Source organism: Streptomyces sp. MCA2 (assembly GCF_023544705.1).
In the GTDB taxonomy this organism is placed as follows: Bacteria; Actinomycetota; Actinomycetes; order Streptomycetales; family Streptomycetaceae; genus Streptomyces; species Streptomyces decoyicus.
Genome location: NZ_JAMJFM010000001.1, coordinates 194,128 through 208,907, shown reverse-complemented (window position 1 = coordinate 208,907; position 14,780 = coordinate 194,128). Strand labels below are relative to the sequence as shown.

Below are 14,780 nucleotides of genomic sequence, written 5' to 3'. Positions count from 1 at the left end.
CCGATGACGATGTCGATTGCGACACCAGAGTAAGGGGCGAGGGCGGGCACAGGTGGGTCAGCCGGTCAAAGCCGATGGCCTTCCCTGCGCCGCGGGTTGGGTGGAATCCAGGTGTGCCCAGGCGATCAGCCGGTGGCTGTGGCCCCATTCCGGCTCGCAGGTGGTCAGCGTGAGATAGCGTCCGGGGCCGTTGAAGCCGGATTTCCGCGGTACGGGGTCGATCACCCCGATGTCGGCGGGCAGCGTCGTATAGGGCCGGTTGTCGATGCGGTAGGTGAACCAGGTCGTACCGTCGGTCAGCACCACGGCGTCGCCGGGGCGCAGCCGTGGGAAGTCCTTGAAGGGGTCGCCGTAGGTGCGGCGGTGGCCGGCCACGGAGAAGTTGCCGGTCCGGCCCAGGCGCGCGGTGCGGTCGTAGTGGCCGAGGCCGCGCTTGAGGACGTCGGTCGCGGTGCCTTCGAGCACGGGCTTGGCCCAGTCGGCTCCCAGGCGTGGGATGTACATGACGGCGAAGGAAGCGCCCGGTGCGTAGCGGCGGGGCGGCTCGGCCGGTGTGGACGTGCTGCCGGGGACCGGCTTCCGGTCGGGGGTCTGCTCGCCGCCGGGGCCGGTGACGGAGCCCGTGGACCACTGGTCCTGGAGCTTGCCGATCTCGCCGTCCATGGCGTTATCGGCCCGTACGCCGGTCCAGAAGAGGACATAGACCACGAACAGCACGATCAGCGCGCCGACGGTGACGCAGATTTCGCTGAGCGTCCGCACGATCCATCGCACCGCTGTCCGGCCCCGCAGCGTCATCCTGCCCCGCCCCTCACGCCGCCCCGCGGCGTGCGGGCTACGGCTTCACAGGCTGTGCGTAGTGGAGATCCACTGTGCCGGAGTAGCCGGGAAGAGTCACCGCTTCGTGCTGGTCGACTTTCCAGCCCAGGCCGTAGGCGTTCACGTACTGGAGGTAGTTCTGGATGGCGGGGGAGGCCGTCAGCGCGTTGGTGAGGGCCTCGCGGTCGCCGACGGCGGTGACCTTGTACGGCGGGGAGTAGACCCGGCCCTGGAGGATCAGGGTGTTGCCGACACAGCGCACCGCGCTGGTGGAGATCAGCCGCTGGTCCATGACCTTGATGCCCTTGGCGCCGCCCTGCCACAGGGCGTTCACCACGGCCTGGAGGTCCTGCTGGTGGATGACCAGGTCGTTGGGCTGCGGCTCGGGCACGCCGGGGATCTTGGCGGCGGCGTTCGGCGGGGCGTCGGTGAGGGTGACCGTCACGCCCTGGCCCTTCACCGGCTTGGTGCCGGCACTCTTCTCCAGCCCCTTGACCTTGGCTTCCTCGGCCTTGGAGTGGCCGTTGTCGCGCCGCGCGAGGGCGTCGACATCCTGCCGCAGGGTGGCGTTGCGGTCGTCCTGGGAGCCGTTTTTGTGGCTGCGTTCCTGGATGAGGTCGGACAGCCGCAGCATCGAGTCGTCCGAGCGCAGATTCGTGCCCCGCGCGGTGTCGAAGCTCAGCCAGAACAGCAGTCCGGCGAGCGCGAACACAATCAGGGTGAGAAACCGCACGGGCCGCAGACGGGGACGAGTGGGGCGGTCGGGGGAGTCAGCGGAATTGCTCAACGTACCCTTACTCCTTACGGCGCCGCGGAAGCACTACGCTAACGGACGCCCGGGAAAAGGAATCCGCTCCCCACCGCGTCCGTGCCCCGGCACACATCTCGTACCTCCCCGCGGATGGGGGCACCGCCCGCTCGAGCCTGGTCGAGGGCGGGGGAGCAGCGCATCGACAGGAGAGTTCCTCGTGCCGAAGTCACGGATCCGCAAGAAGGACGACTTCACGCCGCCGCCGGCGAAGACCACCAACCTGAAGATGAGCTCAGGCCGCGGGTGGGTGGCGCCGCTGATGCTGGCGATGTTCCTGATCGGTCTGGTGTGGATCGTGATGTTCTACGTGTCCGAGGGCGATCTGCCGATCGCGGCCATGGGCAACTGGAACATCGTGTGCGGCTTCGGCTTCATCGCGGTGGGCTTCGGCGTATCCACCCAGTGGAAGTAGCGCAAGCCCTGCCCAAGGCCATCCACACGGTTATCCACAGCCGGGGAAAACTTCAGAAGATCTGTGGATAACCTTCCGGAGGTTGACGCCGGTGTGATCGGCGGCACCCCCGCCCGGCCTGCGTCTGCCCGCATCCTTACTGGGGAAACGCAGGTCAGGGCGGTCCGCCACGGACGTCCCGCACAGCATGCACAAGATCGGCCACGCACTGTGGACAACTTGACGCGACGGGCTCCTCAGGCCACCAGATCAACGGTCCGTACCCACACCACCGCACCGACCGCGAGCAGCGCGACCACACACGTCGCGGCCTGCACCAGGGTCCGGCGGTCACGCGGCGCATGCACCATCCCGAACGCCACCGCGGCACCCACGACCAGGCCGCCGACATGGGCCTGCCAGGCGATGTTCGGCCACAGGAACGTGAAGACCAGGTTGAGGCCGAGCAGGATCAGCACCGGCTTCATGTCGTAATTCAGCCGCCGCAGCAGTATCGCCGTCGCCCCGAGCAGCCCGAAGATCGCGCCGGACGCACCCAGCGAGGGCTGGTTCTGCGCGGCGAGGAGATACGACAGCGCGCTGCCCCCCAGGCCTGAGAGCAGGTAGAGCGCGGTGAACCGCAGCCGGCCGAGCGCCGCTTCCAGGGGCGGCCCCAGCCACCACAGCGACAGCATGTTGAAGGCGATGTGCGCGATCTGCTGGTGCAGGAACATCGCGGTCAGCAGGCGGTACCACTCGCCCTCGGCGACGCCGACGAGCTCGCCGCGCCCCGGGTCGAAGGCGAGCCCGAGCAGATCGAGCCGGTTGACCAGCTCGTCGCCGGTCGCCAGCACGGCGACGAAGACGGCGAGGTTCAGGCCCAGCAGGATCTTGGTGACCAGCCGCGGATCGGCCGCGATCGTGCCGCCCGCGATCGTGCGCGGCGCCGTCGCCTGCGGCGCATGGCCGGTGCCGCTGCCGCCGCGTACACAGTCCGGGCACTGGAAGCCGACCGAGGCGCTGACCATGCACTCGGGGCATATCGGCTTGTCACAGCGGGTACAGCGGATGCCGGTCGGGCGATCCGGGTGGCGGTAGCAGCCCGGCAGGCCGTCGTTCCCCTGCGCGTCCTGCGGCTTCTGTGGGCTGCCTGGCACCTGGTCCATCCGTCCCCTCGTCCTCTTCTCCGTCCGGGCGCTTCCACGCTCCACCCGCTCGCCCGGCCCTGGACGAGCCTCGCGCCCCGCCTGATGTACGACCGGGCGGGGCGCAATGGTTCCCCGGACCTGGCCGGGGCGCAAGAGGCTGCTCAGCGGGTCTCGACGACCACCGACTCGATGACGACGTCCTGGACGGGACGGTCGGTGCGCGGGTTGGTCTGGGTGCCGGCGATGGCGTCGACGACCTTCTTGCTCGCCTCGTTGCTGACCTCACCGAAGATGGTGTGCTTGCCGGTCAGCCACGCGGTCGCCCCGACGGTGATGAAGAACTGCGAGCCGTTCGTGCCCGGACCGGCGTTGGCCATGGCCAGCAGGTACGGCTTGTTGAAGGCCAGGTCGGGGTGGAACTCGTCCCCGAACTCGTAACCGGGGCCACCGGTGCCGTTGCCCAGCGGGTCGCCGCCCTGGATCATGAAACCGCTGATCACCCGGTGGAAGACGGTGCCGTCGTACAGCCGGTCCGTGGACTTCTTGCCGGTCGCCGGGTGGGTCCACTCCCGCTCACCCTTGGCGAGCTCGACGAAGTTCTTGACCGTCTTGGGTGCATGGTTCGGCAGGAGCCGAATCTCGATGTCGCCCTGATTCGTCTTCAGGGTGGCGTAGAGCTGCTCAGCCACGATCTACCTTCCATAAGTCTTCGCTGACGGTTCCCGATCCTCGCACGGACCGGCCCTCCAGTCGTCCGACCACGGCCCCGCACAGAGCTTCGCGCCGCTTTTCACCCTCGCCCGGCCACGACCGCCCCCACGAGCCGCACACGGCTTCGCGCGCATCGGCCGGCCCTCGTTTCCTGACATCTTTCGTGCTGATTTCCTGCGCCCGGAGCGGCAAATCGTGGCATTGTCGTCAAGAAGGCTCCGGAAGGTCCGCAATGACCCGGATGCCCGCTCGCACATGCCGTACGGCGCATGAGCGGGCATGATCTTCAAACGGGTGGACAGGCGACACAGCAGACATGGGGGACCAGCCCCCCAAGCCCCGGACACGCCACCGAGGAGGAGGATCCCGTGACCCGCAAGGACAGCGTGCGCGCCGCGACCGGTACGGCCAAGGACAGCGTGCGGCACGCCGCGGAGGTGGTAGCTCCTTATGCCGGTACGGCCAAGGACGCCGCCGTGCATTTCGCTCACGAGGCCCGGACGCGAGCGGCTCCCAAGGTGGCCGAGGCCGCCCACCAGGCACGTGCGCAGTACGACACCCATCTGCACCCTCGCATCGAGCACGCCCGTGGCACGCTGCCGCCCAAGGTGGACGCGGCCGCGACCCGGGCGGCCTGCCGGACCCGTAAGGCGGCCCGCCAGGCAGCCGACTACACGGCACCGCGGCTGGAGCACGCCGTGACCCACGCGCGTGCCGCGGCCGAACCCGTTCGCGAGGAAGCGCTGGCCCGCGGTACCGCCGCGCTCGCCGCACTCCGCGGCCAGGTGACGGCCGCCGAGATCGCCAAGCTCCAGAAGAAGCACAGCCGGCGGGCCAAGTGCGGCAAGCTCGCCAAGCGCCTCGCCGTGCTGGGCATCCTGGCCGGCGGTGCGGTCGCCGCCTGGAAGTGGTGGGACAAGCAGGCCAACCCGGACTGGCTGGTCGAGCCGCCGGCCCCCACCGAGGTCAGCGACCGCGGACGGCTGAGCGCGGTCGACGGCAGCGAGGGCGCCTCGCTCGACCCCGACGTCCAGGCCAAGCAGGCCGAGGCGGAGGCCGACGAACGCGGCGGCGGCACCACGACCTGACCCGCCCACCGCAGGCACTTCACCGGGCCGTGTCCCCACCCCGTACGAGGGGCGGTGGGCACGGCCCGTTCGCATGCGGATCGGCGACACCGCACGAGGCGCACGCGCCAACGCTCCGTCAGGACACACGAAAGCCCCCTGACCAGCGGCTACGCGGATCGGAAGGGCTTTGGGAGTGGAGCCTAGGGGAGTCGAACCCCCATCGCTACCTTCCTGACCTGCGGAAACGCCGGGGAAACAAGGGCGCATTCACCGTATGTCCGGCGGCCGTGAGCCGTTCTGCGTCCTGACGCCTGTTCACCTCGGATACGGAAGCAATGGCCACCCGGACAAGATCGTCGACCACACCAGCGCGCAGGAGCGATGCGTTCTCATGTGGTGAGAACGAGTAGGTGGGTGGCTGCGGTATTGGTCAGTGGCCGCAGCGAAGTTCTTGTGCCCGGCGAGGCGGGCGAGGCTGACGGCAAGGTTCCGGAAGGCGGCCGTAGCACAGGGCGCGTTGCCGGTCCGGACGTGGGAAGTGTCATCGTTGTAGGTGACATCTCGGACGTGGTGCCAGCCTCAACTCCCCAGTTTCCTCAAGTGATCCGAGCAGTGGAGCGGCATCGGCGAGGCGGGCGGGGCGCTGGTGACGCCGACTTCGGCATAGCAGTGGGTTTTGCCCAGCCTTGGGTGCACCGAATCCACCCTCAAACTCCGCGCCTCAAAGACAACAGCGAATTCGACGCGTACGGAGCCTGCCACGTCACCCGCAAGGGTGAATGCCTCTGTCAGGCTTGCCGCAACCCCTGACAACGACGAGGCCGCAGCCCGTAAGAGCTGCAGGCTCGTCGCCTCACGCGCGGTTGCAGAACCGGGGGCCGTAGAGACGTGCAGTCCTACGAGGAGCCTTTCAGCGCTTCTCCCCATCGAACGCTGGCACCGACACGCAGGATGGAGCGCTGGTAGATGCGGCCGGCCAGTACAGCCAGCCCGCCGGCAGCCGCAATCATCAGCAGTGCGGCAAGAATATTGGGCCACAGCCCCGCGGCGTGGACGCTCACCTGCAGGGGCATGACCAACATGGAGAAGGGCGGGATGTACTGGAGAATCCCCACCCACGCCGCGTCAAGATCCTGGGATGCCGCGACAGCGACACCGAAAGGCACCATGGTCGCCATGAGGATCGGCATGACGGCGCTTCCGACTTCCTCAGCGCGCGATACCAGGGATCCAGCGGCCGCGAAGAGAAAGGCGAAGAACAGGAAACCGAGCACGAACCAGCCGACCGCTGCCAGGACGACAGCCGTGGCCGGAAACTGTGCCGGAAGCACGTGGCCGTATTCGACGGCAACCCCGACGGTCGCGCCCAATATCGCTAATTGTAGGACGGCTGCTGCGCCTATGCCAAGCACCTTCCCCACCATGAGTCGCAGAGGGGTGAGCGTCGCTAGCAAAACCTCGACCACTCTGGTTGATTTCTCTTCCACGACACCTTGGGCAACCATCGTTCCATAGCCGAAGAGTTGAAAGAAAAGGATAGTCACGATTCCGATAGCCGCGCCCAGCATTGCTCCGCTTTGACCGCCGGAAACCTTCTGAACCTGCGGAAGAGACGCAGTAACGTCAGCCTGGTATCTCTTCACATCAACGTGCTGATTCTTCAAGGCTTGACCGGTCGCCCACTGCCGGGCGACGGCTTCCACTGCGCCACGTGCCTGAGGGCTGGTGCCCTCCCGCACAATGATGGTCGTGCGAGCCTTATCCATTATCACGGCGGCGTCGGCTTGGCCGTTGGATACGTCCTGCCGGGCGGACCGCGAGTCCGATATGTTCCGCCATTGAACACCATGATTACTGGTGGCCAGCGAGGATGCCGATATCCCGCTGACGGCGACAGTCGCCTGTGGCTCCTCTTTGCCGGATGTCCCGAAAAAGAAGAGTAGCCCCAGGATGACGGCTACGTTCACCAGGGTTCCGATAATGAAACTTCGGTTTGCGATGCGAGCGACGATCTCACGCTTGGTGACAAGGAGTACTGCCGCAGTTGCGGAGGATCGGCCTGTGTCGTGTAGCTGGCTCATGCCGATTCCTCCTCGGCTGCGTCGCTCACATATGAGCGGAACATTTCTGTCAGGGTGGTCTCTCTGCGATGCCAGGTACGTAGCTGCCCTGCTTTTATCGCGGCGTGGAGGAGTTCAGTATCGTCGAACCCGAGCGGAGTCCCGATGACTGTGCCAATTCCCTCTTGACGCCATGAGATGCCGTCAACCCCTGCTGCCCAGCCTTCCGTCGCGCCATCGATCTCGACGTACAGTTCAGTGGAGTCGCCGCGCATGCCGGCCACTGTTCCACAGGCCACCATGGACCCGGACCGCACTATGCCGACCCGGTCACAAAGCCTTTCCACCAGGTCCAGCTGGTGACTGGAGAAAAGTACCGGAACTCCTTCCGATGCCTTTTCGGTGAGGACGTCGCTCATGGTGTCTACTGCGATCGGATCCAACCCGGAAAATGGTTCATCGAGAAGGAGGGCTTGCGGTCCGTGGATCAAGGCTGCGGCAAGCTGCACTCGCTGCTGGTTACCCAGGCTGAGGGAATCGATGGTCTTGTTGCGGTGCTCCGCTATTTCCAGTCGTTCCGTCCATAAGTGCATCGCCTGAACTGCTTCGCCACGGGCAAGTCCATGCAGCTGGGCCAGGTAGACCAACTGTCTGGAGACAGTCATCTTGGGATAGAGACCCCGCTCTTCCGGCATGTAGCCGAAGGATGCCCGCGAGGCCGATCCCACTGGCCGCCCGCGCCACCGAACCTGACCATCGTCAGCACGGAGAACCCCGACCGCGATGCGCATCGTCGTGGTCTTTCCCGCCCCGTTGCCGCCCACGAAGCCGAATATTTCGCCAGGCCGCACAGCGAAGGTCATATTGGAAAGGGCAATGGTATCACCGTACGACTTCGACAGGGAGTCGAACTCCAGCCCTGCTGGATCTTTCATATGTTGGCACTTCCTTGCCCCGCCGCGCTTCCGCCCCGTGGCTGTTTCCAGCGGAGCCGCTGGCCGCCACGGACAGGCATGGCGCGGCAGGTCATTGATGGTTGATATAGTTGGTGCGAGATATCCCTAGGATGCGGCAGAACCTCGAAACACTGATCCCGCATTCGTGCCGTATGGTCTCAAGGTCTGCATAGGGATAGCGTGGTGATCCACCCCCTGCTTTCGGGCTCTCAGCTGGATATACACTTCACCCAGTGCTGTTTTGAGCTCCGCTATCTGGGCGTGAAGTTTTCTTTCACGTTCACTGCTTTGCCGGTCTCCACCCGCAAGCCCCTGGCTTCCGGAAGCGATAAACTGTCGCTTCCAGTTTCCGACGGCTTGTTCGGATACTCCAGCTTCACGGGCCGCCTGAGAGACCGTGATGTCACCCGAGAGCACTCGCAGGACGAGGGCGGCCTTCCCTTCGGCAGGCATTGCTGGTGGGCGTGCCACTTTTTTCTCCTTCTGTTTTTCGGTAGGACGAAAACGCAGAAAGGAATCGAGGAGCCCGTGAGGGTTTTCCTGGCACGACGTAAGCTCCAGAGAGAGCTAAGCCAGGCTGGCGCGGCTGTGACCCCCGGGTCACCCCACCAAAGCCATGCCGATGCGCCCTCAGGGCATCCGCTCGCTTTGTGGTGCCACTGGAGGCGGAACCCTGTCCGCGGACAGGCCAAAAGGACATCGAAGCCCTGTCCGCTGACTCGTCGTCAGTTTGTTTGTGCATAGGCGCAACACTGCAAGCAGCGCAGACGGCACTATCCATAATCAATTCCCCGTTGCGTCTTCGTTTCCTGGCATCAAATGCCAAGGACGGCTTCGCTGTTGCTCCAGATGGTCAGTCTTGAGCAGTGATGTCACTTTACACGGCCGATCAGCGATGATGTCCAGGCCCTACCGCGCACTAGGTCACTTCTTAAGGATCATAAAACCGACCGCCATGCACGTTCTCCCTCATCGTGCGGACTACAGTTCCCGACCCTGTTCAGCGAAGCTTGGATCGCCATTAATCCACCCTCCTCAATGAGGCGTTGGCCGCCTATCAGGAGCACGCCACGTGTGAGTGGCGGAGATGCTTCTGGCCGGCCTGGGGGTTTCGTGGTAGTCGAGTTGATTGATGACTGCGCACACATAGAACAGGTCAGCATCCACTTACGCCATGCCCGGCAGAGATAGGGGCGTGGGCGATCGGACGAGGGTTGGCTGCGTTGACATTGCCGACCTTTCGCGAGGTTCCGTTGAACGCTCCCTACTACCGGCGCCTTGGATTCACTGAGGTCAGCTCAGAGTTGCTCACACCGGGGCTGCAGAGGGTCATCGCCGACGAGAGCGCCTTCGGCATCGATCCGGCGACACTGATGTGTATACGACGCCCACTGATCACCGGCCCTGACATGTGATGGGCTCGGGCCAAGCCGTCCCCTTCGGATCATTCGGACAGTTGTCCGCGTACGTCGCTGACTGATGAACAACGTGCTCGAATCAAGCCACTTTTACCTGATCGGACGCCGAGGCGGGACGGCCGCCGGCGAGATCATCGCCAGGTGATCGAGGCGATCGCCTGGAAGTACCGCACCGGTTCGCCCTGGAAGGACCTCCCCGAGCAGTACGGTTCGCAGAAGGGCGTCCACACCCGGCTGCGGAACTGGACCATCGTGGGCACCTGGGAAGAGGCCTTCGTCGCCCTGCTCGCCCAGGCCGATACAGATGGCGACCTTGGCTGGATCGTGGCAGTGGATTCCACCATCGTCCGAGCTCATCAGCACGCCGCTGGGGCCCGGGGAAAGGGGCCCCAGACAGCGAGCCGCACCACCATGCCTGGGGCCGGTCCCGTGGTGGACTGACTGCGGAGATCCACTTGGCTGCCGACAGCCACTGCCGACCGTCGGCTTTCTCCTCACTCCTGGCCAAGCAGGAGACGCTCCCCGGGTTCCATCACGTCATGGCCGCTCTGCGGGTTCCGCGACCGCTTGGGCGACCGTGTGTGCGGCCTGACGCAGTGCTTGCGGACAAGGCGTACTCGTCCCGCGCCATCCGCAGCCACCTACGCCGGAGACCCCCGCGCGGTGATCCTGCAGCCCGCCGATCAGATCGCCACGCGCACGCGCTGAGGCCGTGTGGGCGGCAGATCACCGGCCTTCGACCGCGACGTCCACACACAGCGAAACACCACCCAACTCATTCGGTGGCGAGGTCTGACCACCCGCTACGACAAGACCGCCACCGTCTACCGTGCCGCACTTCACCCCGCAGCCATCCCCGTCTGGGCTGCCAGGTGATCCGAAAGGATTCCCCTAGGCACATACTTGCCTAGGAGGAAAATATGTGTCAGCGTGTCAGGCATGAGTCAGACACCCTCTCGAGCTCAAGCCGATCTCGACATGGCGCGCACCGCCCGACAGGCCGCGCAGGCGCCGGGCGACCGGCCGGCATGGCAGCCACCCGTTGCCGGCGTACTTTTCGCCGGCGGATTCACCTTCTTCGCCCTGTTCGACTCGCAACCGCGTGCATGGGCATATCTGGCAGGGGGATTCGCCTGTCTGATTGCCTTCCTCGTGGTGATGACGTCCTTCAGCCGAGGTGGCGGCATCACCGTGTGGCCAGCCGGCTCCTACCGTCAGCGAGCGATGCGGCAGCTTCCGGCCCTCGGTGCGGTGGTCGCCGGAGGAGCCGCAGGGCTGGTCTTCGACCTATCCATCGGGCTGGTGGTAGCCGGTGTTGGGCTCGGCGGTCTGACGTGGGCGCGGATGGCGCACACCCGGAATCGGGTGCCCGCGTGAGTGCCAGTGGCCCCGCTCCGCGTTTGGAGGCGGCGATCCAGCACCCGTCTAGGCTCGCTCTGGTGTCATTCCTGTCCGGCTGCGCGGAAGCGGACTTCAAGACGGTGAGGGACCGACTGTCGCTCTCCGACTCCGCGTTGAGCAAGGCAGTGTCGACTCTCGAGGCCGAGGGCATGGTCAAGGTCAGGAAAGGTCATGTCGGCAAACGGCCTCGCACGTGGGCTTCGTTGACCTTCGATGGCAGGAAGCGATTGGCCAGTCACTTGGCTGCTCTGCAACACATCGCCGAGCAGGCTCGCAGCCAGGGCTCGGAAGCCGAATAACCGCCAAGAGCCGCCGTGCCGCCGCAACGCGGGAGATCGGTTGCGGTGACACGACGGCTGGACATGGGCAGGGCGGTGGTGTTCAAAGCCCGAAGGGGAGCGCTGCCGATTCAGATCAGGGCCATTGAGCGGCGCAAGCGCACTGCCGTTACGGCTGTGGGGGCCGCCGACTTGCCCTCGGCGGCCCCCACTTCAATGACTGACGTCAGCAGCCCGCACCGTGCGTGACGGAGACGCTGGTGATCACACCGCTAGCGGCGGTGAGGGAGAACGCGGCGCACTCCGGGGAGGACGCGGTGATGATCGACGGCGTGGTCGCCGGGGCCTCGCCGCCAGCCGAGGCGCCGAAGTCGCCGGCGTTGGTGTATGCGGTGTAGCCGGAGATGAGCTGGTCTGCAGTGTTCATGAGGAAACCTTTTCCATGCGTCGGATAGTGGAACAGCGGCCCTGGTGAGGCATGTCGGACCACCACTGTGGGGAGTTGCAGCGGAAGGTCAGCAGCCGATGTGCGCCGTGGCGCTGATGCTGGCGCCGGAGATCATGCTCGCGGCAGCGCCGCACGGACCGGTCGAGGTCGCGACCACACTCAGGATGGACGGGGTGGTGGCGGGCGCCTGACCGCCGGCGGAGGCGCCGAAGTCCGCGGCGTCCGTGTAAGCGGTGTAGCCGGAGATGAGCTGGTCTGCAGTGTTCACTGCGTTTCCTTTCGGGAAACCGATAGATAGCGACAAAGCCGGAACCCGGATCGCACCCCGTTCCTGCTTTGCTGCATTCATTTCATCAGGGTCGGGACGGCCATGAGCAGGGAAAATAACCGTACGCTTTCCACTGCGAGGCTCTGACCTGCAGATTCACTGGAACACCCAAAGAAAAGAGGCCTGTTCACTCGCGAACAAGGAACGACAACAACCCCTGTAATGAGTGTCAACACATTACAGGGGTTGTTGTCGTCATAGATATAGCTCAGCGACCCGGCAGGCCGCTACGGGCGGTGGCTACGACCTGCTCGGCTCATTTCCGCACTCACTCGATCCCATACCTCCAACTCCGCCCGTGCTTCTCGTAAACCGACTTCCAAGTCGGCCGCCTCGGCCGCAAGGACACTCTCACGTGCATTTCCACCGACCTCTGCGTTGAGCCCGCGCAGAGCATGGGTCATGAAGAGTTGAGACCATTCGTAAAGACACTGCGGACACACCTGCAAGCGTCGGCACACCGCCTCGGCCGATTCCGCACCCGAGAGATACCTCAGCACGGCCAGCCTTCTCAACGCCACTGGTGCACTGCGGCAGTCAACCACTTTGCCGGCTAGACAAGCCCGATAGCGGCAAGGGCCGGGGAAGCAACGTTTCTCGCACAATTCGCCGGGTCGATACCCGCGTCCATGAACGACTCCTCGATCGTCGCCGAGAGGCTGGGGCCGTCGAGCCCGACGGCGTGTTTGACCAACGCCTCGGCAAGGGCACCACTGCGATGCTCTCCGAAGCTGAGGGCCCGCATTCCGGGGCGGGAGTCCTGGGGCTCCCACGCTGCGGCGACTCCCGGTGCAACGTTGTGGGTGAACGGGGAGGTGTCAGCTCCCAGGCCCTCCATCGCGGAGACGCGAGCGGCCACTGCTGGGACGACGCGCCAGGCTGGCGGCCCCAGGTAGACGACGAGGGCATCGCGGCGCGGAAACATCCGCGGGGACGAAGTGATCTTCGCGCGGTAGGGAAGCTGATGCTCCTCCAGAACAGAGAGCGCTGCGTTCCACACCGACGGTGCGGCATCGGGTGACGTCACGTGGATGTACAGACGCAGCAGATAGCTACCGGACGCGGTGCCGGCTGAGCCGTCGGTGAGGAAGAAGCCCGTCGACAGCGCGGGGCGAGCGGCCGGCAACCGCACCGGAGCTGACGCCGGCAGGGGATCTGGCAGAGGGCCGGTGAGGTTCCCCGCCGGCAGGAAGACCCGCAGTCCGTCGACAGTGGCCAGGAGCGTGCTCTCGTCCACCCTCTCGTTAATCACCGCTGAGGCAAGGGTCGTGCGATGGGGCATCGCATCAGCCAACAGCTGGTCGAACTGAGGGTCACGGAGCGTCCGTGGGCGGCTGGATTCGGGCTTGTCCCGTCCTACGTGCACCGTCTGGTAGAGGATCGGCCCCAGCCGCTGGGCAAGCTGGTGAGGGGAGTCAGCCGTGATGTCCTCGCCGCCCACGGTGGCGCTGAGTCCATCGTCGGCCACCTTGATGCCGTCGACGGCCAGGGACAGGAACGGCGCGAGCGCGTCGGATGTGGTGATCAACGAATTTCTCCCAGTCCCAGGACGTCGACATAGCTTTCGGGCGCCAACAGGACAGTTCGACCGATACCGGCGCAGGCTCGGTCCGCTGCGAGAACACGGCCTCCGGCCATCCCCGTGGCGAACATCCTGTCGAACATGTGCCAGCCGGCGTAGGCCGCGGCGCGTGCGACAAAACCCTCGTCGGGAGCCGTGGTGCGGGTGGCCTGGTAACCGGTCCAGAACGCCCTCATCAGCGGTTGGAAGCGATCGAGCGCCCGTGCGCCGACGGTGAGGATCTCCTGGTGGGAGGTCTGGTGCCCGAAGGTGAAACCAGGCTCCTCACCGAGTGCCTTGGGGATGCCCCGCATGGCGAAGTAGAGCCACTCGCCGACGAAGGCACCGACATCACGGGCGGGGTCTCCAAGGCGGAATTCTTCCCAGTCGGTGAGGTAGAGGCGGTCTCCGGAGACCAGGAACTGATCCAGCCGCATGTCTCCGTGAATCGCACACTTGCCCTGAAGATCGCTCTCCAGAGTGCGCACACGGTCCAGGGCCTGCAAGAGCTCCTCGTCGGATTGGATGAGGCGCCAGGTTTCCAGCTCCCCGAACGTCGCGGCGGTGAAGGCTGACAGCGGCAGGGCGTGGAGTTTGTGCGTGGCCGGGAGCGGGTGAGGAGAGGTGTCGAGCAGGGGGGAGTCGGTCGGAAGGCTGTGGAGCGTGCCAGTGATCCGGCCGGCGCGCAGGCTGAGCGCCTCGTCGAAGCTGTCGTCCGCGGTCAGCTCAGCGCCAGACCGCGCATCCTCAAGCAGCTCGAAAGCGACGAGCAGAGACTCTTCATCGGATCCGAGGAACCGGGGTCCGAGCAGTGCGTCGTTTTCACCTCGGCTGGTGAGTGATTCAAATGCAAGCAGGCGCTCGAAGCGCCGCCTGGCGTCTTCCGGGGACGGCCCCGTGAGGCGCTTGACGAACACCCGGGCGCCGCTGGTTGTGGGGCCGGACCAGTTGTCGTTGCGGCCGACATGGGACGAGACGTCCTCCACGTCGAAGGTGCCGAGACCGAGCCTGTTGAGCAGGTCGGTAACTTCCGGAGCCGTCTCCAGTTCCAAGGGGTCGTAGCGGGCCCGGGTGGGCTTCCGTCCCGTAACTGCCATTCCGTCTTCAATCGTCACACGGCAGAATGCTAAAGAAGAATGCCACCAATGAACAGATGGAAACTTTTCAAGTTTTTTTGTTTCTTTTTCTGGACGCCCACCGGAGGCTCCAACCCGCCCACCGGACACGGCTTCCGGCTCGCCGGCGTCCGCGAGTGCTTGGGGTGGGCGGTCCGCAATGCGATGGGGTGCCGTGCCCGAACCTCCGCAGGAATCCTCAAGACCAAAGAAAAAGATCCTGTTTATTAGTTTTCCGAGCCCGCCCGACCTAGGGTCATTCCAT

15 protein-coding genes and 1 pseudogene are annotated in these 14,780 nt (G+C 65.3%); 5 read left to right on the top strand and 11 right to left on the bottom strand.

The annotated features are described in order from the left end of the window. Positions 1-57 precede the first annotated feature (57 nt). Both M8I34_RS00960 and M8I34_RS00955 read right to left on the bottom strand, forming a co-directional pair. On the bottom strand, positions 58-798 hold the full coding sequence (locus M8I34_RS00960) for a class E sortase (RefSeq protein ID WP_250047291.1): 741 nt from the start codon (positions 796-798) through the stop codon (positions 58-60). Positions 799-835: 37 nt separating this feature from the next. Further along, positions 836-1,606, bottom strand: a complete 771-nt coding sequence (locus M8I34_RS00955) for a DUF881 domain-containing protein (protein ID WP_030990554.1) — start codon at positions 1,604-1,606, stop codon at positions 836-838. A 181-nt stretch (positions 1,607-1,787) separates the two neighbouring features. Here M8I34_RS00955 and crgA point away from each other — a divergent pair, with 181 nt between their 5' ends. Beyond that, positions 1,788-2,042, top strand: coding sequence for a cell division protein CrgA (crgA, locus tag M8I34_RS00950; protein WP_018092078.1), 255 nt, complete (start codon positions 1,788-1,790; stop codon positions 2,040-2,042). Between the two features lie 236 nt (positions 2,043-2,278). On the opposite strand, the gene M8I34_RS00945 is transcribed toward crgA, so the two are convergent. Further along, positions 2,279-3,187, bottom strand: coding sequence for a rhomboid family intramembrane serine protease (locus tag M8I34_RS00945; RefSeq protein WP_250047290.1), 909 nt, complete (start codon positions 3,185-3,187; stop codon positions 2,279-2,281). 143 nt (positions 3,188-3,330) lie between these two features. Continuing rightward, positions 3,331-3,858, bottom strand: a complete 528-nt coding sequence (locus M8I34_RS00940) for a peptidylprolyl isomerase (RefSeq protein WP_030075689.1) — start codon at positions 3,856-3,858, stop codon at positions 3,331-3,333. Positions 3,859-4,248: 390 nt separating this feature from the next. On the opposite strand from M8I34_RS00940, the gene M8I34_RS00935 reads away from it, so the two are divergent. After that, a complete protein-coding gene (locus tag M8I34_RS00935; RefSeq protein ID WP_250047289.1) occupies positions 4,249-4,968 on the top strand; it encodes a DUF5324 family protein in 720 nt (239 codons plus the stop codon). 878 nt (positions 4,969-5,846) lie between these two features. Here M8I34_RS00935 and M8I34_RS00930 read toward each other — a convergent pair. The 3 genes from M8I34_RS00930 to M8I34_RS41565 form a co-directional block, all read right to left on the bottom strand. Beyond that, positions 5,847-7,031, bottom strand: coding sequence for an ABC transporter permease (locus M8I34_RS00930; RefSeq protein ID WP_250047287.1), 1,185 nt, complete (start codon positions 7,029-7,031; stop codon positions 5,847-5,849). Further along, positions 7,028-7,945 (bottom strand): ABC transporter ATP-binding protein, encoded by a 918-nt coding sequence (locus M8I34_RS00925; protein WP_250047285.1) that lies wholly within the window; start codon positions 7,943-7,945, stop codon positions 7,028-7,030. The genes M8I34_RS00930 and M8I34_RS00925 overlap by 4 nt, the downstream gene beginning before the upstream one ends. Positions 7,946-8,071: 126 nt before the next feature. Then, positions 8,072-8,419 (bottom strand): transposase, encoded by a 348-nt coding sequence (locus M8I34_RS41565; RefSeq protein ID WP_250047535.1) that lies wholly within the window; start codon positions 8,417-8,419, stop codon positions 8,072-8,074. 1,019 nt (positions 8,420-9,438) lie between these two features. Here M8I34_RS41565 and M8I34_RS00915 point away from each other — a divergent pair. The 3 genes and pseudogenes from M8I34_RS00915 (at position 9,439) to M8I34_RS00905 (ending at position 11,084) form a co-directional block, all read left to right on the top strand. Next, positions 9,439-10,260 (top strand): annotated as a pseudogene (locus tag M8I34_RS00915) (IS5 family transposase). Positions 10,261-10,362: 102 nt separating this feature from the next. Then, positions 10,363-10,761, top strand: coding sequence for a hypothetical protein (locus M8I34_RS00910; RefSeq protein ID WP_250047283.1), 399 nt, complete (start codon positions 10,363-10,365; stop codon positions 10,759-10,761). A gap of 62 nt (positions 10,762-10,823) precedes the next feature. After that, positions 10,824-11,084: a transcriptional regulator gene (locus M8I34_RS00905; protein WP_308371697.1), complete on the top strand. Its 261-nt coding sequence runs from the start codon at positions 10,824-10,826 to the stop codon at positions 11,082-11,084. 205 nt (positions 11,085-11,289) lie between these two features. Here the strand turns inward: M8I34_RS00905 and M8I34_RS00900 are convergent, their stop codons facing one another. The 4 genes from M8I34_RS00900 to lxmK all read right to left on the bottom strand — a co-directional run bounded on the left by M8I34_RS00900 (position 11,290) and on the right by lxmK (position 14,515). Then, the gene (locus M8I34_RS00900; protein ID WP_250047279.1) at positions 11,290-11,490 is read right to left on the bottom strand and encodes an LxmA leader domain family RiPP; all 201 of its coding nucleotides are present in this window, start codon (positions 11,488-11,490) and stop codon (positions 11,290-11,292) included. An 88-nt stretch (positions 11,491-11,578) separates the two neighbouring features. After that, on the bottom strand, positions 11,579-11,779 hold the full coding sequence (locus tag M8I34_RS00895; RefSeq protein ID WP_250047277.1) for an LxmA leader domain family RiPP: 201 nt from the start codon (positions 11,777-11,779) through the stop codon (positions 11,579-11,581). Between the two features lie 613 nt (positions 11,780-12,392). Then, positions 12,393-13,367, bottom strand: coding sequence for a T3SS effector HopA1 family protein (locus tag M8I34_RS00890; protein WP_250047274.1), 975 nt, complete (start codon positions 13,365-13,367; stop codon positions 12,393-12,395). After that, the gene (gene lxmK / locus M8I34_RS00885) at positions 13,364-14,515 is read right to left on the bottom strand and encodes a class V lanthionine synthetase subunit LxmK (protein ID WP_250047272.1); all 1,152 of its coding nucleotides are present in this window, start codon (positions 14,513-14,515) and stop codon (positions 13,364-13,366) included. The genes M8I34_RS00890 and lxmK overlap by 4 nt, the downstream gene beginning before the upstream one ends. Between the last annotated feature and the right edge of the window lie 265 nt (positions 14,516-14,780).